The 24,042-nt window shown below is 71.1% G+C and carries 19 protein-coding genes; 8 read left to right on the top strand and 11 right to left on the bottom strand.

Annotation, left to right across the window (positions count from 1 at the left end; all coding sequences use genetic code 11):
- Positions 1-79 precede the first annotated feature (79 nt).
- From HB370_RS30420 to HB370_RS30390, 7 genes are all read left to right on the top strand, one after another.
- Positions 80-751, top strand: a complete 672-nt coding sequence (locus tag HB370_RS30420; RefSeq protein ID WP_078637379.1) for a DUF3000 domain-containing protein — start codon at positions 80-82, stop codon at positions 749-751.
- A 279-nt stretch (positions 752-1,030) separates the two neighbouring features.
- Positions 1,031-1,690 (top strand): response regulator transcription factor, encoded by a 660-nt coding sequence (locus HB370_RS30415; protein ID WP_030777669.1) that lies wholly within the window; start codon positions 1,031-1,033, stop codon positions 1,688-1,690.
- Positions 1,691-1,836: 146 nt separating this feature from the next.
- Positions 1,837-3,126, top strand: coding sequence for a ribonuclease D (locus tag HB370_RS30410; protein ID WP_078637378.1), 1,290 nt, complete (start codon positions 1,837-1,839; stop codon positions 3,124-3,126).
- Between the two features lie 4 nt (positions 3,127-3,130).
- The gene (locus HB370_RS30405; protein ID WP_051815372.1) at positions 3,131-4,018 is read left to right on the top strand and encodes a helix-turn-helix transcriptional regulator; all 888 of its coding nucleotides are present in this window, start codon (positions 3,131-3,133) and stop codon (positions 4,016-4,018) included.
- Between the two features lie 130 nt (positions 4,019-4,148).
- On the top strand, positions 4,149-4,907 hold the full coding sequence (locus tag HB370_RS30400) for a glucose 1-dehydrogenase (protein WP_030777663.1): 759 nt from the start codon (positions 4,149-4,151) through the stop codon (positions 4,905-4,907).
- 169 nt (positions 4,908-5,076) lie between these two features.
- Entirely contained in the window at positions 5,077-6,294 is a 1,218-nt protein-coding gene (locus HB370_RS30395) for an acetyl-CoA C-acyltransferase (protein ID WP_030777660.1), read from the top strand.
- Complete coding sequence (locus tag HB370_RS30390) at positions 6,291-8,420, top strand: 3-hydroxyacyl-CoA dehydrogenase NAD-binding domain-containing protein (RefSeq protein WP_030777658.1); 2,130 nt, start codon at positions 6,291-6,293, stop codon at positions 8,418-8,420. Before HB370_RS30395 ends, HB370_RS30390 begins: the two co-directional genes overlap by 4 nt.
- A gap of 57 nt (positions 8,421-8,477) precedes the next feature.
- Here HB370_RS30390 and HB370_RS30385 read toward each other — a convergent pair whose 3' ends face one another.
- On the bottom strand, positions 8,478-9,494 hold the full coding sequence (locus tag HB370_RS30385; protein WP_030777656.1) for a hypothetical protein: 1,017 nt from the start codon (positions 9,492-9,494) through the stop codon (positions 8,478-8,480).
- Positions 9,495-9,566: 72 nt separating this feature from the next.
- On the opposite strand from HB370_RS30385, the gene HB370_RS30380 reads away from it, so the two are divergent.
- Positions 9,567-9,959, top strand: coding sequence for a hypothetical protein (locus HB370_RS30380; protein ID WP_030777654.1), 393 nt, complete (start codon positions 9,567-9,569; stop codon positions 9,957-9,959).
- A gap of 186 nt (positions 9,960-10,145) precedes the next feature.
- Here HB370_RS30380 and HB370_RS30375 read toward each other — a convergent pair whose 3' ends face one another.
- From HB370_RS30375 to ngcE, 10 genes are all read right to left on the bottom strand, one after another.
- A complete protein-coding gene (locus HB370_RS30375) occupies positions 10,146-11,615 on the bottom strand; it encodes a glycosyltransferase family 39 protein (protein ID WP_030777652.1) in 1,470 nt (489 codons plus the stop codon).
- Positions 11,616-11,686: 71 nt separating this feature from the next.
- The gene (locus HB370_RS30370; protein WP_030777650.1) at positions 11,687-13,198 is read right to left on the bottom strand and encodes an amino acid permease; all 1,512 of its coding nucleotides are present in this window, start codon (positions 13,196-13,198) and stop codon (positions 11,687-11,689) included.
- Between the two features lie 147 nt (positions 13,199-13,345).
- Entirely contained in the window at positions 13,346-15,274 is a 1,929-nt protein-coding gene (gene dxs / locus HB370_RS30365) for a 1-deoxy-D-xylulose-5-phosphate synthase (RefSeq protein ID WP_030777649.1), read from the bottom strand.
- 160 nt (positions 15,275-15,434) lie between these two features.
- Positions 15,435-16,748, bottom strand: a complete 1,314-nt coding sequence (locus HB370_RS30360; RefSeq protein ID WP_030777641.1) for an ABC transporter permease — start codon at positions 16,746-16,748, stop codon at positions 15,435-15,437.
- Positions 16,745-17,545 carry an ATP-binding cassette domain-containing protein gene (locus tag HB370_RS30355; RefSeq protein ID WP_030777639.1) on the bottom strand — a complete coding sequence of 267 codons (801 nt, stop codon included), beginning with the start codon at positions 17,543-17,545 and terminating at the stop codon, positions 16,745-16,747. Before HB370_RS30355 ends, HB370_RS30360 begins: the two co-directional genes overlap by 4 nt.
- A 198-nt stretch (positions 17,546-17,743) precedes the next feature.
- Positions 17,744-18,853 (bottom strand): sugar ABC transporter substrate-binding protein, encoded by a 1,110-nt coding sequence (locus HB370_RS30350; RefSeq protein WP_030777637.1) that lies wholly within the window; start codon positions 18,851-18,853, stop codon positions 17,744-17,746.
- Positions 18,854-18,986: 133 nt separating this feature from the next.
- On the bottom strand, positions 18,987-20,186 hold the full coding sequence (locus tag HB370_RS30345; protein ID WP_030606849.1) for an ROK family transcriptional regulator: 1,200 nt from the start codon (positions 20,184-20,186) through the stop codon (positions 18,987-18,989).
- A gap of 208 nt (positions 20,187-20,394) precedes the next feature.
- Positions 20,395-21,324 (bottom strand): carbohydrate ABC transporter permease, encoded by a 930-nt coding sequence (locus HB370_RS30340; RefSeq protein WP_030777635.1) that lies wholly within the window; start codon positions 21,322-21,324, stop codon positions 20,395-20,397.
- A gap of 4 nt (positions 21,325-21,328) precedes the next feature.
- Positions 21,329-22,255: a sugar ABC transporter permease gene (locus HB370_RS30335; protein ID WP_030777633.1), complete on the bottom strand. Its 927-nt coding sequence runs from the start codon at positions 22,253-22,255 to the stop codon at positions 21,329-21,331.
- 29 nt (positions 22,256-22,284) lie between these two features.
- On the bottom strand, positions 22,285-23,730 hold the full coding sequence (ngcE, locus tag HB370_RS30330) for an N-acetylglucosamine/diacetylchitobiose ABC transporter substrate-binding protein (protein WP_030777630.1): 1,446 nt from the start codon (positions 23,728-23,730) through the stop codon (positions 22,285-22,287).
- Positions 23,731-24,042 lie beyond the last annotated feature (312 nt).

The raw sequence follows: 24,042 nt of genomic DNA, 5'->3' as shown, positions 1-24,042 counted from the left end.
GTCTCGCATGACACCGGGGAGGGGTGGCGCGGGGTGTCTTGCCCTGCGCGAAGGCCCGCTTCCCCTTACTCTTCCCCGCATGGCTGCGGCTCAGGGACGACTGTCGGACGGCGCTGACGGAATGGACGACGCGGAGGACACCGCTCAGGGGCGGGGGGGCGGCGGGCTGCCGCCGGCGTTCCGGGCCGCGGTCGACGCGCTGCGCGCGGCGCGGCCGCGGCCGCAGGTCGAGGTGGAGCCGACGCCCGCCCCGCAGCGGCTCGCCCCGTACGCGTACGCGCTGGAGGCGGTGGTGGTCGACGGCGAGCAGGAGCTGGCCGACGGGCGTCTGGTGCTGCTGCACGACCCGGCCGGGCACGACGCGTGGCAGGGCACGTTCCGGCTGGTGACGCTGGTGCGGGCGGAGCTGGAGCCGGAGATGGCGGCCGATCCGCTGCTGCCGGAGGTGTGCTGGTCGTGGCTGACCGGGGCGCTCCAGGCGCGCGGGCTGGCCTATGGGGAGCCGAGCGGAACGATCACGCGGGCGGGCTCGCACTACTTCGGCGGGCTGGCGGAGCGGCCCGCCGCCTCGCAGATCGAGATCCGCGCCTCGTGGACGCCCCGTGAGGGCCTGGGCGGGGTGCCGGACACCGCCGCGCATCTGAACTCCTGGTGCGATCTGCTGGCGCAGGTCGCGGGCCTGCCGCCGGCCGGTCCCGGGGACGCGTCGGTGGTGACCCTGCCGCAGCGCCGGGGCCCGCAGTCCCGCTGAGGCGCGCATTGTCCTGCCGAGGGGTCGGTACGAAACACCGTATTGACCATCTCTTTGTCGATACGGCCACTTTCCGTACTCGAATCGCACTCGCTCGAACCGATTCGATCTTCGGTTGATCGATCGTGTGTCCGAAGCGTACGGATTGTTACTCACTAGATCGTGATCACTCCCTAAAGGCGGACGAGTTTGCTGCCGAAGACGACTGTGACCTTGAAAGCACGGTTCGTCCCGGCTTCATCCCCACAAGCCGGCCCCGTCCCCCACCCAGGAGGCCTGGTGTCCGTTCTCCTTGAGCAACCCGCAAGCCTGGTCGCCTACCGCCCGAACAAGCCGACCGCCATGGTGGTCGTGGCCGACCCGCGCGTCCGCTCCACCGTCACCCGCCATCTGTGGGCGCTCGGCGTGCGCGATGTCATCGAAGCCTCGTCCATCGCGGAGGCTCGTCCCCGCATCGGCAACCCGCGCGACATCTGCGTCGCCGACGTCCACCTCCCCGACGGCTCCGGCCTCACCCTGCTGTCCGAGACCCGGGCCGCGGGCTGGCCCAACGGACTGGCGCTCTCCGCCGCCGACGACATCGGCGCGGTCCGCAACGCGCTGGCCGGCGGCGTCAAGGGCTACGTCGTCACCGGCACCCGCACCAACATCGGGCTCCCCACCCGTCCCGGTGCCGCTCCCCTCGGCGCCGCCGCCCGTATGCACCGCCGCCCCCCGGGTGCCCCGAGCCACCCGGGCGGCTACCGGGAGCTGTCCGGACGCGAGGTCGAGGTGCTGCGGCTGGTCGCGGAGGGCCAGTCGAACAAGGCGATCGGCGTGTCCATGGGCCTGTCCGCCCTCACCGTCAAGAGCCACCTGGCCCGCATCGCCCGCAAGCTGGGCACCGGCGACCGGGCCGGCATGGTGGCCGTCGCCCTGCGCACCGGGATCATCCACTGAGCCCACCGGATGCCTCCTTCGGCGCAAGCCCCGTTCACTCCGGCGAAGCGGACGCCGCCCGCCGCTGACCGGTTTACGACCCTGCCGCGCCCGTCGACGGAACGTTCCGTCGACGGGCGCGGTGCGCGCACGGATACCCTTGACAGGTGACCGACGCCCAAGACACCGCAGCAGACAGCTCCCTGCGCACCACCGGAGGCACTCCTCCGGACGACGCCGGATCTTCTGTGACGGGGGCGCCGACTCCGTTGCTCGAACCGCGCGAGGGCATTCCGCCCGTGATCGCCGACGAGGCGGACCTCGCCCGGGTGACGGCCGCCTTCGCCGCCGGCACCGGCCCGGTCGCCGTGGACGCCGAGCGCGCCTCCGGCTACCGCTACGGCCAGCGCGCCTACCTGGTCCAGCTGCGCCGCGAGGGCGCCGGGACCGCGCTCATCGACCCCGTCGCCTGCCCCGACCTGTCCGGACTCGGCGCGGCCCTGGCCGACGCCGAGTGGGTGCTGCACGCGGCCACCCAGGACCTGCCCTGCCTGCGCGAGATAGGCATGGTCCCGGCCCGCCTGTTCGACACCGAGCTGGCCGGGCGGCTCGCCGGTTTCCCCCGGGTCGGCCTCGGCGCCATGGTCGAGGGCGTCCTCGGCTACGTCCTGGAGAAGGGCCACTCCGCCGTCGACTGGTCGACCCGCCCGCTGCCCGAGCCGTGGCTGCGCTACGCCGCGCTCGACGTCGAACTGCTCGTCGACCTGCGGGACGCCCTGGAGAAGGAGCTGGAGCGGCAGGGCAAGCTGGAGTGGGCCCTGCAGGAGTTCGACGCGATCGCGACGGCGCCGCCGCCCGAGCCCCGCAAGGACCCCTGGCGCCGTACGTCCGGGATGCACAAGGTGCGCCGCCGTCGGCAGCTCGGCGTGGTCCGGGAGCTGTGGCAGACCCGGGACCGGATCGCCCAGCGCCGGGACGTCTCGCCGGGCAAGGTGCTGAGCGACGCCGCCATCGTGGAGGCCGCGCTGGCCCTGCCGGGCAATGTGCACGCCCTCGCCGCGCTGAACGGCTTCGGGCACCGGATGGGACGGCGGCAGCTGGAGCAGTGGCAGGCCGCCGTGGACCGCGCGAAGGCGCTGCCGGAGGCCGCGCTGCCGCAGCCCGGGCAGCCGGTGGCGGGGCCGCCGCCGCCCCGGGCATGGGCCGACAAGGACCCCGCCGCCGCGGCCCGGCTGTCCGTCGCCCGGGCGGGGGTGTCGTCCCTTGCCGAGCGGCTCAACATGCCGCAGGAGAACGTGATTTCTCCGGACACCGTGCGCCGGATCTGCTGGGAGCCGCCGAAGGTGGTGGACGCCGCTTCCGTGGCCGCCGCGCTGGCCGGGTACGGCGCGCGTCCCTGGCAGATCGAGCTGGTGACGCCGGTACTGGTGGACTCGCTGGTGACCAAGGGGGCCTAGGCGCGTGGAGATCGCCAAGCTGCCGGCCGAGGCCCGCGAGCGGCGCAGCGCCGAGATACGGGCGTTCCTGCGCTCACGGCGCGCGCGCCTGACCCCCGCGGACGTGGGAATGGCGGCCGGGAGCGGGCGCCGTACGCCGGGCCTGCGGCGCGAGGAGGTCGCGGTGCTCGCCGGGGTGGGGGTCTCCTGGTACACGTGGCTGGAACAGGGGCGCGACATCAATGTGTCGGCCGACGTGCTGGACGCCGTCGCCCGCGTGCTGCGCCTGGACGCCGCCGAGCGTGAGCACCTGTACCTGCTGGCCGGGCTGAACCCGCCGCAGGCCCGGCCCGCCGAACGGCCGGTACCGGCCGGGATCCGCCGGGTCGTCGACGGCTGGCTGCCGCGGCCGGCGTACGTCATCGACCGGCACTGGAAGCTGATCGCCGTCAACCGGGCCGCCCGGCTGGTCTTCGGCTACGAGGAGTCGGCCCACAGTTGTCTGGTCAGCTTCTTCACCAGCGCGCACTTCCGCGCCTCGCTGTGCGGCTGGGAGGACGCGGCGCGGCAGATCGTCGGCCAGTTCCGCGCGGACGCCGCGCGCTATCCGGACGATCCTGAGTTCGGCCGGCTGGCGGAGGACATGTGCGCCGCCAGTCCCGCGTTCGCCGCGGTCTGGGCGGAACACCCGGTGGGATCCTCCACCGAGGGAATCAAGTCGCTGAGGCACCCCGTCGCGGGCGAGCTGACCTTCGACTACACGATGCTGCCCGTCTCGGACCTGCCCGGCGCGCGTCTGCTGCTGCACACCCCGGCGGAGGGGACGCCGACCGAGAGCCGCCTGGCCGGCCTGCTGGCGGCAGCGGAGGCGGAGCCTCCCGTCCCCGCCTGGTCGTCGGTCCCCGCCTCGTAAGCGGTCCCGACCCTGCCGGGCGGCCCCGCACCGCGCCGCCCGGCCGCGGGCCCGCGTCGAAGGTGGTGGTGACAGACCCAGGCCCAGGCGACACTGCCGGAACCGCCCGCGCCGCCCGAAGATCACTGCCATGCAGCGATTCACGAACAAGACGGCTCTGATCACCGGCGGCACCAGCGGGATGGGGTTCGCCACGGCGCGACGGCTCCTGGACGAGGGTGCCTACGTCGTCATCACCGGACGTGACCAGGCGCGCCTGGACGCGGCGGTCGCCCGGCTCGACGCGGTGGACGACCGGGTGCTGGCCATCCGTGCCGACGTCGCGTCCCTGTCCGATCTCGACGCGCTGATGCGGCGGATCGAGACCTGGCGCGGCACGCTGGACGCGGTCTTCGCCAACGCCGGGACCGGCGTTTTCAAGCCGACCATGGAGATCACCGAGGAGGACTTCGACCGGACCGTCGACGTCAACTTCAAGGGCGTCTTCTTCACCGTGCAGAAGGCACTGCGGCTGATGCCGCGCGGTGGCGCCGTCGTCATCAACGCCTCCTGGACCCTGCATCGCGGGCTGCCCGTCGCGTCGGTCTACTCCGCCGGCAAGGCGGCGGTGCACAACCTCGCCCGCACCATGGGTTCCGACCTGGCCGCTCGCGGTATCCGCGTCAACTCCGTCAGCCCCGGTTACATCGACACGGCGATGTGGCGGGAGGCGAACCCCCACCCGGACGCCGAAGCCCGCGACTCGGCCCTGGTGCCGCTGGGTTCGCTCGGTCACCCCGACGACGTCGCGGCGGCCGTCGCCTTCCTGGCCTCCGACGACGCCGCGTACATCACCGGTCAGGACCTGGTCGTCGACGGCGGCCTCGTCGGATCGGTACCGGCCGTATGAGCGCGGCGCACGACACTCCGCCCCGGGGTTCGACGGCTCCCCCGAAGGTGTGACGTTCACCGCTCCCCCGTACAGGGCTGTGCAGCTACGTTACCCATAAGTAGCATGGGGCTGAGCGCGCGCTCAGCGCAACGCAGCAGTGCCATCCCGCATCTGGAGGAGAGCCATCGTGCCTCGTACCGTCAGGGACGTCGTCTTCGTCGACGGCGTCCGCACCCCGTTCGGCAAGGCGGGCCCGAAGGGCATCTACCACGAGACCCGCGCCGACGACCTCGTCGTGAAGGCGATCCGGGAGCTGCTGCGCCGCAACCCCGGTCTGGACCCGAAGAAGATCGACGAGGTCGCCATCGCGGCGACCACGCAGATCGGCGACCAGGGCCTCACCCTCGGCCGCACGGCCGGCATTCTCGCGGGCCTGCCGCAGTCCGTGCCCGGCTACTCGATCGACCGCATGTGCGCCGGCGCGCTGACCGCCGTGACCACCACCGCCGGTTCGATCGCCTTCGGTGCCTACGACGCCGTCATCGCCGGTGGTGTCGAGCACATGGGCCGGCACCCGATGGGCGAGGGCGTGGACCCCAACCCGCGCTTCGTCTCCGAGAAGCTGGTCGACGAGTCCGCCCTGTTCATGGGCATGACCGCGGAGAACCTGCACGACCGGTACCCGTCGATCACCAAGCTGCGCGCCGACGAGTACGCGGTGCGCTCCCAGGAGAAGGCCGCCAAGGCGTACGCCGACGGCAAGATCCAGGCCGACCTGGTGCCGATCTCGGTGCGCCGCACCAACCCGGAGGGCGGCGAGACCGGCTGGGGCCTGGTCACCGCCGACGAGCCGATGCGCCCGGGCACCACGCTGGAGAACCTGGCGAACCTGAAGACGCCGTTCCGTGTGCACGGCCGGGTCACCGCGGGCAACGCGGCCGGTCTGAACGACGGCGCCACCGCGTCGATCATCGCGAGCGAGGACTTCGCCCGCGAGAACGGCCTGCCGGTCAAGATGCGCCTGGTGTCCTACGCCTTCGCGGGCGTCGAGCCGGAGGTCATGGGCTACGGCCCGATCCCGGCCACGGAGAAGGCCCTCGCCAAGGCGGGCCTTTCCATCTCCGACATCGGCCTGTTCGAGATCAACGAGGCCTTCGCCGTCCAGGTCCTGGCCTTCCTGGAGCACTACGGCATCGCCGACGACGACGCGCGCGTCAACCAGTACGGCGGCGCCATCGCCTTCGGCCACCCGCTGGCCTCCTCCGGCGTCCGGCTGATGACGCAGCTGGCCCGCCAGTTCGAGGAGCAGCCGCACGTCCGCTACGGCCTGACCACCATGTGTGTCGGCTTCGGCATGGGCGCGACGGTCATCTGGGAGAACCCGCACTTCGAGGGGGACAAGTGAGCACCACCGCCGAGCTTCTGAAGCAGGCCTCGGACCTGTTCCCCGACGAGGTCGTCACCAGCGCGCACGTACGCCACTTCGACCTGCCCTTCGGCGCGGGCCGGTTCGCGCTGATCACGCTGGACAACGGCCTGGACCACACCAAGCCGACCACCTTCGGCCCGGCCTCGCTGGCGAACCTGAACACCGCCGTCGACCAGGTCGAGAAGGAGGCGGCCGAGGGCGCGATCGTCGGTGTGGGCATCACCGGCAAGCCGTTCATCTTCGCCGTCGGCGCCGACCTCAAGGGCGTGGAGCTGCTGAAGGAGCACGAGCACGCGCTCGCCATCGGCAAGGGCGGCCACGAGGTCTTCAAGCGGCTGTCGAAGCTGGCCGTGCCGACCTTCGCGTACTACAACGGCGCGGCCATGGGCGGCGGCGTCGAGGTCGGTCTGCACTGCTCCTACCGGACCGTCTCCAAGGCGATCCCGGCGTTCTCGCTGCCCGAGGTCTTCCTCGGCCTGGTCCCCGGCTGGGGCGGCTGCACCCTGCTGCCGAACCTGATCGGCGCCGAGAAGGCCGTCTCGGTCATCATCGAGAACTCGCTGAACCAGAACAAGCAGCTCAAGGGCCAGCAGGTCTTCGACCTCGGGATCGCCGACGCGATCTTCGAGGGCGCCGACTTCCTGGAGCAGTCCCTGATCTGGACGGCTCAGGTCCTCAAGGGCGACATCACCGTGGAGCGCCCGGCCATCGACCGCGGTGAGGCCTGGGACCAGGCCGTCGCCAAGGGCCGGTTCATCGCCGACGGCAAGGTGCACGGCGCGGCCCCGGCCGCCTACCGCGCCCTGGACATCATCGCCGCCGCCAAGAACGGCGACCTCCAGCAGGGCTTCGACGCCGAGGACCAGGCGCTCGCCGACCTGATCATGGGTGGCGAACTGCGCGCCGGCATCTACGCGTTCAACCTCGTCCAGAAGCGCGGCAAGCGTCCCGCCGGCGCCCCGGACAAGAACCTGGCCCGCCCGGTCACCAAGGTCGGTGTCGTCGGCGCCGGTCTGATGGCCTCCCAGCTCGCCCTGCTGTTCCTGCGCCGCCTGGAGGTGCCAGTCGTGCTGACCGACATCGACCAGGAGCGCGTCGACAAGGGTGTTGCCTACGTCCACGCCGAGATCGACAAGCTGCTCGGCAAGGGCCGCGTCAACCAGGACAAGGCCAACCGCCTCAAGGCGCTGGTCACCGGTGTCCTGGACAAGGCCGAGGGCTTCGCGGACGCGGACTTCGTCATCGAGGCCGTGTTCGAGGAGATCGGCGTCAAGCAGCAGGTGTTCGCGGAGGTCGAGGCGGTCGCCCCGGCGCACGCGATCCTCGCCACCAACACCTCCTCGCTGTCCGTGACGGAGATGGCGTCGAAGCTGAAGCACCCCGAGCGGGTCGTCGGCTTCCACTTCTTCAACCCGGTCGCGATCCTGCCGCTGCTGGAGATCGTTCGCGGCGAGCAGACCGACGACGCCTCCCTGGCGACCGCGTTCGCCGTCGCCAAGAAGCTGAAGAAGACCGCGGTGCTGGTCAAGGACGCCCCGGCGTTCGTCGTGAACCGCATCCTGACCCGCTTCATGGGCGAGATCCAGAACGTCATCGACGAGGGCACCCCGGTCGAGGTCGCCGAGAAGGCCGTCGAGCCGCTCGGCCTGCCGATGTCCCCGCTGGTGCTGCTGGAGCTGGTCGGCCCCGCGATCGGCCTGCACGTCTCCGAGACGCTGCACGGCGCGTTCCCGGACCGCTTCAAGGTCTCCCCGAACCTCAAGGCGGTCGTGGAGGCGGGCAAGCGCGGCTTCTACGTCTACGACTCCGGCAAGCCGGAGCTGGACCCGGAGGTCGCCGCGCTGCTCAAGCAGGGCGACGTGGTCCTGACCGAGGAGCAGGTGCGGGCGCGGGTGCTGGACGCGGTGGCGCAGGAGATCGGGCTCATGCTCGACGAGGGCGTCGTCGCCGAGGCCCAGGACGTCGACCTGTGCCTGATCACGGGCGCCGGCTGGCCCTTCCACCTGGGCGGCATCACGCCGTACCTGGACCGCGAGGGCGTCTCCGAGCGCGTGAACGGCAAGAAGTTCCTGGCCCCGGGCGTGGCGAGCGTCCCGGCGTAACCCGGTACGACGTGTGAAGGGCCCCCGCCGGAGCGAGGCGGGGGCCCTTCCGCGTGCTCAGAACTGCCGCCACGCCTCCAGGGCCAGGCCCGGCTCGTCCTTGCGCCGGGTCAGCAGGAGCTGTCCCGTCGAGGGGGACAGCGTGGCCGCCACCACCCGGCCGGTCTCGTCCGTCGCGAGGGACACCAGCGCGTCCAGGGGCAGTTCGGGGCCCGACTCGGTCCACCAGGCTCCCGCCGACTCCTGTTCGGTCGGATAGGCGGCGAAGGCGACCCGGCGGCTCGCCGTCCGCTGGGCCAGCAGCGTGCAGTCGTACCCGTCCAGCTCGCAGCGGACCGCCGAGACCGGGCCGGGGCCCGCCGCGGGCAGCAGCGTGGCCGGCTTGCCGCCGGGCCGCCAGGCGCACAGGGTGCCGTCGGTGTCGGTGTAGTAGAGCGTCGTGCTCTCCGGGGAGGTGGCCAGGGCGCGCAGGGTGCCCGGACGGACCGGGGCGGGCAGGGACTCCTGGAGCACGGGCACGGCGCCCGGCGACTCCTGACGCCAGTGCAGCAGGCCCTGCCCGTCGGCCGCGTACAGCTCCACCGTGCCGGACGCCGTGGTGACCGCGGCCAGTCGGTCGTGCACCTCGCTGCCCCCCAGGTCCCGCCAGGGGCCCCAGCCGCCCTTCTCCTTCTGGCCGAGCATGCTCACCCCGCCGCCCTTGTTCCGGACGAACACATGGGCGCGGCCCTGTGCGTCGACCGTGACCGCGGGGGTGCCGGTGCGCTCGCCGGTCTTGTCCGGGTGGCCGATCGGCTGCCAGTCCAGGGCGGCCAGGTGCGGGCGGAAGTGCGTGGAGTGGACCAGTCCGGATTCGCCCTTGACGGTGGGCCGCCAGGACACCAGATGGGCATAGCGGTCGGCGCCCTGGCCGATCGCCAGGACGGGGTGCAGTTTCTGCTCGCCGCCCATCCTGCGGGCGGCGGACCAGGGGCCGCCGGGGCCGCGCTCCGCCCGGCACAGGACGGCGTCGCCCGACAGCTGGTACACACTGAGCCGGCCGTCTCGGCCGCGAAGGAGCCAGTCGCCGTTCACCGGTTCACTTTAAGCCGCCCCGCACCGGTCACGGGGCACGGCCCCCGGCTCGGGACATGGGACCCTTGCGGTATGACCGATCCCCTCGACGCCCCGCCCTCCCCCGCCCCGCCGCTCGTCATCGTGGACGGCGCGAACGTCGTCGGGTCGCGGCCCGACGGCTGGTGGAAGGACCGCAAGGGCGCGGCCGAGCGGCTGCGGGACCGGCTCGCGGGCGAGGGCCTGCCCGGGCACCCGGGGCCGGTGGAGATCGTGCTCGTGGTCGAGGGCGCGGCCCGGGGCGTGGCCTCGGTGCCGGGCGTGCGGGTGGAGTCGGCGCCGGGCAGCGGGGACGACCACGTCGTGGAGCTGGCCGCCGCCAGCCCCGGCCGCCCCCGCCTGGTGGTGACCGCCGACCGCGAGCTGCGCCGCCGGGTGACGGAACTGGGCGCGCGGGTGGCGGGGCCGCGTACGGTCCTGGGCTGAGCCCCACCGACGGCGGCCCCGGCCGGCCACCCGCGAAGCACCGCCACCGGGCCCCCGCGTCGGCAGGAGTCCCGGCCGGCGGGATCCGCTTTCCAGGAGCCGCAGCCGCCACGACGCCCGGCGGGGCCCGCAGCCGCCACGACGCCCCGAGGGAGCCGCCCCGCCCCACGCCACGCCGCGTGCCCGTTACGGTGCCGCGTCCGGCCGCGCCGCCGCGCGGGCGTACAGGACCGCGCCGTCGACGCGGGCGACCTCGGTGTAGTCGCTCGCGAGCAGGCGGCGCAGGGTGGGCAGGCGGGCGGGGGCGTACGGCTTGCCGCGGGAGTCGTCGGCGATCAGAGCGGGGGCGTGCGCGGCCAGCTCGCGGCGGAAGACGGGCCAGGCGCCGGGGACGGCGTACGCCTCGCCGACCCGGGAGCCGTCCCGGCCGCCGCTGTAGTTGGTGAGCAGCCCCGCGGTGAGGTAGCGGGTGGCGGGGGTGCGGCCGGCCAGCCAGTACGTCTCGGGGTGTATCCCCCACACCAGGACCCGGTCGCCGGGTGCCGTGCGGTGGGCGAGGGCCGCCGCCAGCCGCTGGGCGTGCGCGAGTTCGGGGCGCGGGGCGACGAGGCCCCAGCCGACGAAGAGGGCGCAGGCGCAGCAGGAGGTGACGACGGCGGCCAGGTGCCGCTGCCCCGGGCGGGTGTGCAGCGCGGCGGTGGCCAGCAGGGCGAGCGGCGGGAGGAGTTGCAGGTAGTAGTGGCCGAAGAAGTGGCAGCCGACGGCCACGGCGACGGCCGAGGAGGCGAGCCACAGCCACAGCCATGCCTCGGCCGCCCGGGCGCGGGCGCCGCGCAGGGCCCGCGCGATCGGCGGGAGCAGCCCCGCCGAGGCCGCCGCGACGAGCGCGGTGTTGGCCAGGGCGCGGCCGAGGACGTGGAGCGGGGAGCCGGAGACGCTGGCGTAGGCGGCGGAGCCGGTCACCGTCCAGAACACGAAGCCGGCCGGGTCCGTCAGCAGCGCCGCGCCGAGCACGGGGGCGGCGAACCCGGCCGCGAGCCGGGGCAGGCCCGCCCGGACGGCACCGCGCCGGTGCAGCAGCCAGAGCACCGGCAGCAGGACGGCACCGCCGGTCTGTTTGGTGAGGAACGCGGCCGCGACGGCGGTGCCGGCCGCGCCCCAGCGCCCCCGGTCCGCGCACCACACGGCGGCGGCCGTCCAGGGCAGTATGAACACCTCGAAGCCGGCGGCCTGCGCGTCCTCGGGGTTCAACCCCACCGACACCAGCAGGTACAGCACCCCGGCGGTGCCGCCCGCCGGGTCGCCCCAGTGGCGGCGGGCCAGGGAGGCCAGCAGCACGGCGGTGAGCAGCTGGGCGAGGACGGCGAGGATCCGCAGCGGGGTCAGGGAGCCGGAGCCGCACAGCGCGAACGCGGCCTCGTACAGCCAGGGCAGCAGGGGCGGTTTGCGGTCCACCACCGTGTCGTAGAGCTGCCCGCCGTGGGCGAGCAGCCGGGCCTCGACGGCGAGGTAGCCCTCGTCGGGGTTCCACAGCGGGCGGACGAAGGAGGGGATCCGGGTGACGCAGGCCAGTACGGCCAGCACGGGCAGCAGCCGCGTCCAGTACGCCGTCCGGGTGAGCGTGGTCCGGGCGGGGGCGAGCTGCGGGGCGAGCATGGTCAGCACGCTATCCGGACGCCTGGCGCCGGGCGCCGAAGGACATACGGGGGGCGGGAGTGTCGCCGGGGTCAGGCGGGCGGGCGCGGGGGCTCGCCGGCCGGGGTGTGCCCGCGCTGGGCGAGCCGGCTGTGCGAGCGGCCGTAGAGGAAGTAGACGACGAAACCGATCAGCATCCACACCGCGAACCGCAGCCAGGTCTCCGCGGGCAGGTTCAGCATCAGCCACAGCGAGGCGAGCACCGACAGCACCGGGACCAGCGGGACCAGCGGGGTGCGGAAGGCCCGGGGGAGGTCGGGGCGGGTGCGGCGCAGGATGATCACGCTGAGCGCCACGATGGCGAAGGCGAAGAGGGTGCCGATGTTCACCAGCTCGGCCAGTTCGCTCAGGCTGGTGAAGCCCGCCACGACCGCGATGACGACGCCGAGCAGGATGGTCGACCGGTAGGGGGTGCGGAACCTCGGGTGGGTCTGGGAGAAGAACCGGGGCAGCAGCCCGTCGCGGCTCATCGCGAAGAACACCCGGGACTGGCCGAGCAGCAGGATCATGCACACGGTGGTCAGACCGACCGCGGCGCCGAAGCTGATCAGGCCCGCGAACCAGGGGTGCCCGGTGGTCTTGAACGCGTCGGCGAGGGGCGCCTCCACGGACAGCGAGCTGTACTTCTGCATGCCGGTGACGACGATCGACACGGCGACGTACAGGGCGGTGCAGATGACCAGGGAGCCGAGGATGCCGCGCGGGACGTCGCGCTGCGGATTGCGGGTCTCCTCGGCGGCGGTGGCGACGACGTCGAAGCCGATGAAGGCGAAGAAGACCACGGAGGCGGCGGTGAAGATGCCCATGACCCCGAAGTGCGAGGGGGCCCACCCGAACATCAGCTGGACCAGGGGGGCCTTGAGGCTGCCGCCGGCCGCGACGGGCTGCTCCTTCGGAATGAACGGGTCGTAGTTGGCACCGTTGACGAAGAAGGCGCCCGCGACGATCACGACGAGGACGACGGCCACCTTGATCCCGACGACCACCGAGGTGACCCGCGCGGACACCTTCATGCCGACGACGAGGATGGCGGTGAGCAGCAGTACGAGGGCGGCGGCGAGGATGTCGAAGCCGAAGCCGGTGGCACCGTCCCGCCCGCCGAGCGCCTCGGGCAGGTGCCAGCCCCAGTTGTCGAGCAGCGAGTGGATGTAGCCGGACCAGCCGACCGCGACCACCGCCGTGCCGAGCGCCAGCTCCAGCACCAGGTCCCAGCCGATGATCCAGGCGGGGAGTTCGCCGAGCGAGGCGTAGGAGAAGGTGTAGGCGGAGCCCGCCACCGGAACCGTGGAGGCGAACTCGGCGTAGCAGAGGGCGGCGAGCGCGCAGACGGCGCCGGCTATGACGAAGGACAGCGAGACCGCGGGGCCGGCGGTGTTCTTCGCCGCCGTGCCGGTGAGGACGAAGATGCCGGTGCCGATGATGACGCCGACACCGAAGACGGTCAGGTCCAGGGCGGACAGTGACTTCTTGAGCGCGTGCTCGGGTTCCTCGGTGTCCTGGATGGACTGCTCGACGTTCTTCGTCCGGAACAGCGTGCTGCTCACGAACCCACCTCCCACGCTTGCCGGCCTCGACATGATCGAGAGGGCCGGTGGTGCGGTTTGCCCCGGCACAGGCAGGTTCACGCAAACGGGCCGGTTCCGCCACCGGGGGAGGCGGCGGGACCGGCCCGTACGGCACGCGGGCTTCCGCTAGTCGCGCGCGGGCTCCACGGAGTCCACGGCGTCGGCCGGGCGCTCGAACCGGCCGTCGAGCTTGGCGACCAGCCCGGTGACCTGGCGGGCGATGTCGGGCGCGGTCAGCCCGATCTCGGCCATGACCTCGGCGCGGGAGGCGTGGTCGAGGAAGCGCGGCGGGATGCCGAAGTCGCGCAGCGGTACGTCCACGCCCGCGTCCCTCAGGGCCTGGGCGATCGCGGAGCCGACGCCGCCGACCCGGCTGTTGTCCTCGACGGTGACGACGACCCGGTGCCGTTCGGCCAGCGGGGCCATGGCCTCGTCCACGGGCTTGACCCAGCGCGGGTCGACCACGGTGGTGGAGATGCCCTGCTGGTCGAGCAGGGCGGCGATCTCCAGGCACATCGGGGCGAGGGCGCCCACGGAGACCAGCAGCACGTCCGGGCGGTCGGTGCCGGGCTCGCGCAGGACGTCCATGCCGCCGACCCGGCCCACGGCGGGTACGGCGGGGCCGACGGCGCCCTTGGAGAAGCGCACCACGGTCGGCGCGTCCTCGACGGCGACGGCCTCGCGCAGCTGGGCCCGCACCTGGTCGGCGTCGCGCGGCGCGGCCAGCCGCAGCCCGGGCACCACCTGGAGGATCGACATGTCCCACATGCCGTTGTGCGAGGCGCCGTCGGTGCCGGTGATCCCGGCCCGGTCCAGCACGAAGGTCACCCCGCACTTGTGCAGGGCCACGTCCATGAGGACCTGGTCGAAGGCGCGGTTGAGGAAGGTGGCGTACACGGCGAAGACCGGGTGCAGCCCGCCGTAGGCGAGGCCCGCCGCGGAGACGGCGCCGTGCTGCTCGGCGATCCCGACGTCGTAGACCCGGTCGGGGAAGCGCTTGGCGAACTTGTCCAGGCCGACCGGCTGGAGCATGGCGGCGGTGATCGCGACGATGTCCTCGCGCTCCTCGCCGAGCCTGACCATCTCCTCGCCGAAGACCGAGGTCCAGTCGGCGCCGGAGGAGCTGATCGGCAGCCCGGTGTCCGGGTGGATCTTGCCGACGGCGTGGAAGCGGTCGGCCTCGTCCTGGAGGGCGGGCTGGTAGCCGCGGCCCTTCTCGGTGAGGCAGTGCACGATCACCGGGCCGCCGAACCGCTTGGCGCGGGCCAGCGCGGACTCCAGCGCCTCGATGTCGTGGCCGTCGATCGGGCCGAGGTACTTCAGGCCCAGGTCCTCGAACATGCCCTGCGGGGCGATGAAGTCCTTCAGCCCCTTCTTGGCGCCGTGCAGGGTCTCGTACAGCGGCTTGCCGACGACCGGGGTGCGGTCGAGGATGTCCTTGGTCCGGGCGAGGAAGCGCTCGTAGCCGTCGGTGGTGCGCAGGGTCGCCAGGTGGTTGGCGAGGCCGCCGATGGTCGGGGCGTAGGAGCGCTCGTTGTCGTTGACGACGATGACGAGGGGGCGGTCCTTGGCCTCGGCGATGTTGTTCAGCGCCTCCCAGGCCATGCCGCCGGTGAGCGCGCCGTCACCGATGACGGCGACGACGTGGTCGTCCCGCCGGCGCAGCTGGTTGGCCTTGGCGATGCCGTCGGCCCAGCCGAGCACGGTCGAGGCGTGGCTGTTCTCGATGACGTCGTGCTCGGACTCGGCCTGCGCCGGGTAGCCGGACAGGCCGCCCTTCATCTTCAGCCGGGAGAAGTCCTGCCGGCCGGTGAGCAGCTTGTGCACGTAGGACTGGTGGCCGGTGTCCCACAGCACCTTGTCCTCGGGCGAGTGGAAGACCCGGTGCAGGGCGATGGTCAGCTCCACCACACCGAGGTTCGGACCGAGGTGGCCGCCGGTCTTGGAGACAGCGTCGACGAGGAAGGTACGGATCTCCTCTGCCAGCTGGTCCAGCTCCTCCAGGCTGAGCCGGTCCAGATCGCGCGGTCCCCTGATGCGGGTCAGCAGCGGCACCCGTGCCTCCTTGAACTAGAGCTGATCGAGCTGTTGCCGGGCCCGCCCGAGTCTAATGCCGGGCCCGACGGGCATCCCGAAGGGGCGCGGTCGGCCGCGGGACCGGCCACGACGGGCCGGTACGCGGTCGTCCGCGCCCCTTGGGGCGAGCGGGCGGGCGCTAGGCGCGACCCGCGGTCTTCTGCGTCTTGCGCGTGATGGAGTCGATCACGACGGTGGTCAGCAGAACGGCGGCGGTGATCATGTACTTCACCGGCTCCGCGATGGACTGGAGCTGGAGACCGTACTGGATGGACACGATCACCAGAACACCCAGCAGGGCGTTCCAGGTCCGGCCGCGTCCGCCGAAGAGCGAGGTGCCGCCGATGACGGCCGCGGCGATGGCGTTCATCAGCAGGTCGCCGGTGCCGGCGCTCTGGTTGGCCGAGGCGATCTTCGAGGCCAGGAACAGGCCGCCGATCGCGGCGAACCCGCCGGAGATCGCGAAGACGGAGATCCGCACCGCCGTGACGTTGATGCCCGCGCGCCGGGACGCCTCGACGCTGCCGCCGAGCGCGAAGATCTTGCGCCCGTAGGTGGTGCGCCGCAGCAGGAAGTCCGTGGCGACCAGGAACACCAGGAAGATCACCGTGGCCAGCGGCAGGCCCTTGTACTGGTTGTACATGTAGGCGGCGGCGAAGGCGACGACGGCCAGCAGCACCGTGCGCAGCACCGTGTCGCTCAGCGGCCGGGCGGGGATGCCCGCGGCCTCCCGGCGGCGGTTGCCGAGGAAGGAGGTGACGAAGAACACCGCGACCACGACCACGGCGAGCCCGTAGGCGGCGGCGATGTCGGAGAAGTAGTACGTGGTCAGCTTGGCGACCAGTCCCTCACCGTCCAGGTTGATCGTGCCGTCCTCGCCCAGCACCTTCAGCATGAAGCCGAGCCAGAACAGCAGGCCGGCCAGCGTGACGGCGAAGGCGGGGGCGCCGAGCACCGCGAAGAAGAAGCCGTGCAGCGCGCCGATGGCGAGGCCCGCGGCGATGGCGAGGAGGACGGCGGCCCACTCGGGCCAGCCCTGGTTGACCGCGAGGACGGCCATCAGGGCGCTGGCCGCGCCGCTGACCGAGCCCACCGAGAGGTCGATCTCGCCGAGCAGCAGCACGAAGACGATGCCGACGGAGATCATGCCCGTGCCGACCATCGTGATCGTCACGTCGTTGATGTTCTGCGCGGACAGGAAGTTGGAGTTCAGCACCTGGAAGATCACGCAGATGATCGCCAGGCCCACGATGACCGGCAGGGAGCCCAGCTCGCCGGCCTTCATCTTGCGCTTGAACTCGTTCCAGTAGCCGAGCAGGCCCTCTTCCTGCACCAGCAGGCGCGGGTCGACGGCGGTGACCGCGGCCGCGGCGGCCTCGGGGTTCTCGACCGGGGCCGCGTCCTGTGCGGACGTCTTGCCGGGCTCGGTGGCGGAGGTCTTGTCGATGCTCACTGGGAAGCCTCCCCGTTCGCGCTGGACGTGCGCGCGGCACGGCGGGTCACGGCATTGTCGGTGGCGCCGGTGATGGCGGAGATGATCTCCTCCTGCGAGGTCGTCTTGACCTCGAAGACGCCGTTGTTGCGGCCGAGGCGCAGGACGGCGACCTTGTCGGCCACCGCCTTCACGTCCGCCATGTTGTGGCTGATGAGGATGACGGCGTGGCCGCGCTCGCGCAGCCGCTCGACCAGGTCGAGCACTTGGGCGGTCTGCTCGACGCCGAGGGCGGCGGTGGGCTCGTCCAGGATGACCAGCTTGGGGTCGCCGAGCATGGAACGGGCGATGGCCACGGTCTGGCGCTGACCGCCGGAGAGCGAGGCGATCGGGATGCGGACGCTGGGGATGCGGATCGACAGCGTGGTGAGCAGCTCGCGGGCGCGGCGCTCCATCTCGACCTCGTCCAGCACGCCCCACTTCCTCAGCTCACGGCCGAGGAAGAGGTTGCCGACGACATCGATGTTGTCGCACAGCGCGAGGTCCTGGTAGACCGTCGCGATGCCCAGGGCCTGGGCGTCGTGCGGCTTGCTGATCGACACGGGCTTGCCATTCCATTCGATGGCACCCTCGTCGATGGGGTGGACGCCGGCGATCGTCTTGACCAGCGTGGACTTTCCGGCGCCGTTGTCGCCGACCAGGGCGACCACCTCACCGGCGTGGATCTCGAGCTCTACGTCGGTGAGCGCCTGAACGGCACCGAACCGCTTGGAGACCCCGCGCAACGCCAGCACGGGCGTAGCGGACACGTGAACCATCTCCTTCGCCGCCTGACCCGGCGGGAGGTTGTGCAGAAGTTTGGGGGGAGGGAGTTCCGTCCGGCGCCCCGGGCCGAGCTTGCGGGGCTGTGTGAATGCGCCGGGGCGCCGGAGGAGCGAGGAGGCGGCCGGCCGTCGTCCGCGCCGCGGGCGTTCAGAGGTCGAACGCCCGGCGGCCGGGAAGGGACCGGGTGCCGCTTACTTGTTCAGGCCGAGCTTGTCGCAGGCGGCCTTGTACTTGCCGGAGCAGATCTCGTCGACGGTGTAGATGCCGTCCTTGATCACGGTCTCCTTGATGTTGTCCTGCGTGAGGGACACGACCGGGACCAGCACGGACGGGATGTCCTTGGCGCTGGCGCTGGAGACCTTGTCCTTGGCGATGGAGTCCAGGCTCTCGCCCTTGGCGAGCGCGACGGCCATCTTGGCCGCGGTCTCCGCCTCCTGCGGGTACGACTTGTACACGCTCATGTACTGGTCGCCGGTGACGATGCGCTGCACACCGGCCAGCTCGGCGTCCTGGCCGGTGACCGGCACCTTCAGGCCCGCGGCCTTCAGGGCGGTGATGATACCGCCGGCCATGCCGTCGTTGGCGGAGTAGACGCCCGCGATGTCCTTCTTGCCGACGGCGGAGATCGCCGCCTCCATCTCGGAGTTGGCGTTGTCCGGCGCCCACTCCTTGGTGTCGTACTCCTTGGCGATGGTGACCTTGCCGTCCAGGACGGAGTGCGCGCCGTCCTTGAACTGCTTGGCGTTGGGGTCGGTCACCGAGCCGTTGATCATGACGATCTTGGAGGACTTGGTGGCCTTGCCGCCCAGCGCCTTCAGCAGGGCCTCGCCCTGGGTCTTGCCGACCTGGACGTTGTCGAAGGAGGTGTAGGCGCTGATCGGGCCCTCGGCGAGGCGGTCGTAGGCGACGACCTTGATGCCCTGGTCCACGGCCTTCTTGACGGAGTTCTGGATGGCCTTGGCGTCCACCGCGTCGATGATCAGGACGTCCACCTTGTTGGTGATCATCGTGTCGACCTGCTGGGCCTGCAGGTTCGCGTCCTGACGGGCGTTGTTGTACTCGACCTTGGCCTTGCCGTTGGTCAGCTCGCCGATCGTCTTCTCGATCAGCGGCCGGTCGAACTTCTCGTACCGCGCGGTCTTGTTCTCCGGAAGGAGCAGACCGACCGTGATGTCGTCGCCCTTCTTGGCGGACGACGCGGAGGAAGAGTCGTCGTTGCCCTTCGACTCCTTGGCGCTGCCACAGGCGGCCAGCGAGACGGCCATCGCACCGGCGGCAACGGCAACGGCGGCACGACGCATACGTGCGTTCACTTGAGAAACCTCCCTGACGAGGCCGCGTCGTTGCGGCCGAGGTGGCTGGAAGTCAACTCGGCCACACGTGCGACGTCAAGAAGTAAATCCTTAACGAGATGGCAACGGTGCCATCCGTTCTCTAAGTGAAGGCAGGCGCCGTGACCTGCAGGGCTCCGTCCAAAAGGGTGGAATCACCCATCTCGCTGAGGGCGAGGGCGAGCGCGCCGAGGACTTCGGCCCGGCCGCCAAGTGCCCCGGGGAGAACGGACAGTTGACGGGCGGCGCTGGGGATGGCGTAGCGGCCGACGGACTCCCTGATCGGTCCGAGCACCAGCTCCCCGGCCTCGGCGAGGTCGCCGCCGAGGACCACCCGGCTCGGGTTCAGCAGATTGCAGAGGTTGGCCACTCCGCTGCCGATGTGACGGCCGACGTCGGCGATCACCCGGCGGCAGCCCGGGTCCCCGTCCCTGGCCAGCCGGACGATGCCCTCCATGGTCAGGTCGGGGCCGTGGCTGGGCTGGAGCAGCGGGAGCACATAGCGCGCCGCCGCGAAGGTCTCCAGGCAGCCGCGGTTGCCGCAGCGGCAGACCGGGCCGGACTCGTCCAGGGTGATGTGCCCGATCTCGCCGGCCGTGCCGCCCGGGCCCCGGTAGATCTTGCCGTCGATCACCAGGCCGGCGCCGACACCGCTGGCGACCTTGATGTAGGCCAGGTCGCGCACCCCCTTGCCGCTGCCCCAGACCAGCTCGCCGAGGGCGCCGAGGTTGGCGTCGTTGTCCACGTGCACGGGTACGCCGAGCCGCTCGCGCAGCTCCTCGGCGGGCTTGGTGCCGCCCCAGCCGGGCAGGATCGCGGTGGAGCCGAGGGTGCCGGACTCGACGTCGATCGGGCCGGGCACGCCGAGGCCGACGCCGGCCACCTTGGTCCGGTCCACGCCGGTCGCCGCGACGAGGCGGTTGACCAGCTGTTCGGCCCGGTCGAAGCCCTGGTCGGCGGAGGCGTCGACGTCCAGCGGCTCGGCCTCCTCGGCGAGCACCTGGTGGGCGAGGTTGCCGACCGCGACGCGCAGATGGGTGTGCCCGAAGTCGACTCCGATCACGATGCCGGCGTCCCCGCTCAGGCTGACGCTGCGGGCCCGCCGCCCGCCCGCCGACGTGGGGGTGACCTCGACGGTGCCGCCGTCCTTCAGCTCCCGCACGATATTGGAGACGGTGGCCGCGGACAGCCCGGTCGTCCGCGCGATCTCCGCCTGGGTGAGGGACCCGGCCAGTCGTACGGCCCGGACCACCCGCTCCAGGTTGGCCCGGTGCAGTGACGACTGCGACCCTGGAGTCTCCACGACGACCTCCTGAGCGCGGGGCCGCTTCGGCGAGGCCCCGTGTATGTCCAACTAGTGAACTCTAAGCTGAGCCGTTCGGGGCGACTCACGTCAAGAGGTTGAACCGTTTCCGGGCACCCGGGCACGGCGGCGCACACCGCCCCGGATCCGCCGGGACGGTGTGCGCACGAGCAATCACGGGGTGTGGCCCCGCCCGCCCGGCCCGGGGTTACTTCAGCGCCCCCGCGGTCAGTCCCTGCACCACCTGCCGCTGGAAGACGATGTACGCCGCGAGCACCGGCAGCATCGCCATGACCAGGCCCGCGAACAGACCGGACCAGTCGCCCTTGTAGCCCTGGCTGACCGCGAGCTGGACGAGTCCCTGGGTGAGCACCTTCTTGTCCGGGTCGGTGTTCAGGACCGTGGGCAGCATGTACTGGTTCCACTGGCCGAGGAAGTTGAAGATGCCCACGCTGATCAGGCCGGGCTTGGCCATGGGCAGCATGACCTGGAAGAACGTACGCGTGTGCGAAGCGCCGTCCACGAAGGCCGCCTCCGCCACCGAGGTGGGCAGGGTGCGGAAGAACGCCGTGAGGAAGAACACCGTGAACGGCAGCGAGTAGGCGATGTAGACCAGGATCAGGCCGTGGATCGTGTTCAGCAGGCCCATGTTGTTCACGACGTAGAACAGCGGGACCAGCGCGAGCATGACCGGGAAGCTCATGCCGCCGACGAACAGGTAGTAGATGAAGCGGTTGCCCGGGAAGTCGAACCGGGCCAGCACATAGGCGGCCATCGAGCCGAGCACCAGGGTGCCGACGAGCGAGCCGCCGACCACCAGGACGGTGTTCAGGAAGTAGTCGCTCATATGGGCGTCGGTCCAGGCCCGGGCCCAGTTGTCGAAGTGCAGCCGGTCCGGCAGGGACCAGGGCGAGCCGAAGATGGAGCCGTCGTCCTTGAAGGAGGTCATCACCGCCCACACCAGCGGCATCACCACCATGATCGCCCAGATCACGAGGACGCCGTGGGAGAAGACGTTGAGGACGGTCCCCTCCCGCTGCCGGCCGGAGGGCCGGCGCGCGGCCGGGTGCCGGTCCGTCTTGTGGACCGTGGCGCCGGACTCGGCCGGCGGCGGGGCGGGGGTCTCGGTCGTCTTCATCGGTTCAGAACTCCAGCCGCTCGCGACGGCCCAGCCGCATCACGATCGCCGCGAACGCGAGCGTGACGACCAGCAGGGCGACGCCGATGGTGGTGGCGTACGCGGCCTGACCGTCCCGGAACGCCTTCTGGTACACGTACAGGACCATCACGGTGGTCGAGTAGTCCGGTCCGCCCGGTCCGGTCGTCATGATCTGCACGACGGCGAACGACTCCGCGCCGAGGGCGAGGATGCCCAGGTAGACCCAGCCGGACTGCACGGTGTCCCACAGCAGCGGCAGGGTGACGCGGAAGAACGTGGTGGCCCGGTTCGCGCCGTCCAGCAGCGCCGCCTCGTACAGCTCGGCCGGGATCGAGGCCATGCCCGCGGAGAACAGGACCACGAAGAAGCCGACCGTGGACCACACGAGCACCGCCATCACACACCACAGGGCGAGGTTCGGATCGCCCAGCCACAGCGGCTGCACGCCGTCGAGGCCGATGCCGCGCAGCAGCGAGTTGATCGCTCCGCTGTCCGGGTTGTACGCGAAGGCGAACAGCAGCGAGACGATCGCGATCGACAGGACCTGCGGAAAGAAATAGACGATTTTGTAGAAGGCCGAGCCCCGCACCCCGGAAATGGCGGGGCCGCCCTTCCTCCGCCGGCCGCCCACATTGATCATGAAGGCGAAGAACAGCGCCAGGGCGAGTGTCACCACCGGCAGCACCAGAGCGAACAGGAGACTGTGCCGCAACGACTTCCAGAAGATGTCGTCGTCGAGCATCCTTTCGTAGTTGTCGAACCCGACCATCTCGAAATCGGGGCTGAGGCCCGTCCAGTCCGTGAACGAGTAGTAGATGGACTGGATGAACGGCCACACCACGAAGAGCGCGTACAGTCCCAGGGGCAGTGCCAGAAACCCCACGATGAACCGGTATTTGCCGTGCCGCATCGCCACTCCGGTGCTGTCAGGGTGCCGGATTACTGGTGCTTGTAGTGCTTGATGGAGGAGTCCTTGGCCGCCTCGTCGGCGAACGACTGGATCTTCCTGATCGCCTCGGCGGGGGTGAGCCGGCCGGCCATCATCTCGCCGAGGCCGGACACCCCGATCTTCTCCTTCTGCAACTGCACGTACCAGTCCTGCAGCCGGGGATTCACCACGTTGCTCCCGGCCTTCTCCAGCGCCGCCACACCCGACTTCAGGCCCGGGGTGAGGGTGATGCCCGAGGTGCCGCCGTTGAACGCGGTCAGCGACTTCACCTTGGCGGTGAAGTTCTTCGAGGACGCCTCGGAGAGCATGATGCGCAGCTGCTCCATGCCGCCCTCGGCGTTCTTCGCCTTGGCCGGGACGATGAAGGGCTCGCCGCCGGAGGCCCAGATGGTGCCGAACGGCAGCTTGTCGGAGGCGTCGAGGCCGGAGGGCGCGGAGACGGCGAGGCCGAAGTCGGGCGGGATGACGTTGGCCGACTCGTTCTCCACCCAGGAGCCGTTCGGCAGGAACAGCGCCTTGCCCTTGGCCCACGCGGTCTGCGACTGGATGTGGTCCAGGCCCGGGGTGCCCTGGAGGATGTAGCCCTTCTTGTACAGCTCGTAGTAGGCCTCGAAGCATGCCTTGACCGCGGGGTGCTTCCAGGCGTTCGGCTCGAGGTTGTCGATGGCGTCGAGCACCTCGCGCCCGCCGACCTTGGCGATCATCGGGTACAGCGAGAAGGGGATGTAGTACGGGTACTTGCCCGCGTAGGTCCAGCCCGCGATGCCCTTCTTCTTGGCCTTGGCGCACAGCGCGAGCATGTCGTCCCAGGTCTCCGGGTACGCCGCGTCCAGCGAGTCCAGGGCCTTCTGCGAGTACCAGACGCCGTACACCGTGTAGGCGTAGTACAGGATCCAGACCGGGTCGCCGTCGAACTGGCCCATCTCCACGATGCCGGGGCGCAGTGTGTCGCGGACCTTCTTGCCCGGGTCGTCGTACGACGGCGCGTCCAGCAGTGCGGTGAGGTCGGCGAGCTGGTTCTTGCCGACGAGGACGCCCATGTCCATCTGCTCGGCGCCGGAGTTGTCGATGAGGTCCGGCGGGGTGCCCTGGTTGAAGCGGGGCTGGAGGGTGGACTGGATCTTCTGGGTGGCCGCGAACTTCACCTCGGCCTTGGGGAAGTCGTGTTCGTAGATCTTCACCGCGTCCTCGGCGTACTCCTTGCCGAAGCCACCGTCGAAGAGGACGAATTCCAGCCCGGCGGTGTCGTTGACACCGAGCGGGTTCTTGGCGGTCTTCTTGCCCTGCTTCGCCTTGTCCTGTCCGTCACCGCCGCTGCTGGCGCAGGCGGACAGCAGGCCCATCCCCGGCGTGGCGATCAGACCGAGCGCCGCCGAGCGCTTGATCAGATCGCGGCGGCCGACACCTTCGGCACGGTGGTGCGCAGTGGATCCCATGCTCAAGTCCTCGCCTTCTCCAGGACTCAGGCGGTGAACCGGATCCTCGCCGGCACCGCAGGTCGGGTCGTGCAGGGTCGTGCGGGAAATGCCGACAGGTATAGTCCACTTGACCCCGGCGGACAAGATCGAGTGCAGGGTTCCCCATGGGTCTTTTCCGAGTTGAGACCTGCCGGAAATATGAGCCCGCGACACGTGCCGCGCAGGAAAAATTCGCGACATTACTCCCTGAATGCCACAGTCAACACCCTTGACATCACGGGCCACTTGACCACCTACTGGTTCCTGCGCCCGCAGCTGACAACGTTGTCC

The organism is Streptomyces sp. DSM 40868 (genome assembly GCF_011820545.1).
GTDB classification, from domain to species: Bacteria; Actinomycetota; Actinomycetes; order Streptomycetales; family Streptomycetaceae; genus Streptomyces; species Streptomyces eurythermus.
This window is presented reverse-complemented; position numbering and strand designations above follow the sequence as displayed.

Excerpts from the sequence above, each read along its gene's own strand:
- HB370_RS30355 (WP_030777639.1), bottom strand. The coding sequence starts at position 17,545 with ATGGTTCACGTGTCCGCTACGCCCGTGCTGGCGTTGCGCGGGGTCTCC.
- HB370_RS30375 (WP_030777652.1), bottom strand. The coding sequence starts at position 11,615 with ATGCTCGCCCCGCAGCTCGCCCCCGCCCGGACCACGCTCACCCGGACG.
- HB370_RS30340 (WP_030777635.1), bottom strand. The coding sequence starts at position 21,324 with ATGAAGACGACCGAGACCCCCGCCCCGCCGCCGGCCGAGTCCGGCGCC.
- HB370_RS30420 (WP_078637379.1), top strand. The coding sequence starts at position 80 with ATGGCTGCGGCTCAGGGACGACTGTCGGACGGCGCTGACGGAATGGAC.
- HB370_RS30335 (WP_030777633.1), bottom strand. The coding sequence starts at position 22,255 with ATGCGGCACGGCAAATACCGGTTCATCGTGGGGTTTCTGGCACTGCCC.
- HB370_RS30400 (WP_030777663.1), top strand. The coding sequence starts at position 4,149 with ATGCAGCGATTCACGAACAAGACGGCTCTGATCACCGGCGGCACCAGC.
- HB370_RS30350 (WP_030777637.1), bottom strand. The coding sequence starts at position 18,853 with ATGCGTCGTGCCGCCGTTGCCGTTGCCGCCGGTGCGATGGCCGTCTCG.
- HB370_RS30380 (WP_030777654.1), top strand. The coding sequence starts at position 9,567 with ATGACCGATCCCCTCGACGCCCCGCCCTCCCCCGCCCCGCCGCTCGTC.
- ngcE (WP_030777630.1), bottom strand. The coding sequence starts at position 23,730 with ATGGGATCCACTGCGCACCACCGTGCCGAAGGTGTCGGCCGCCGCGAT.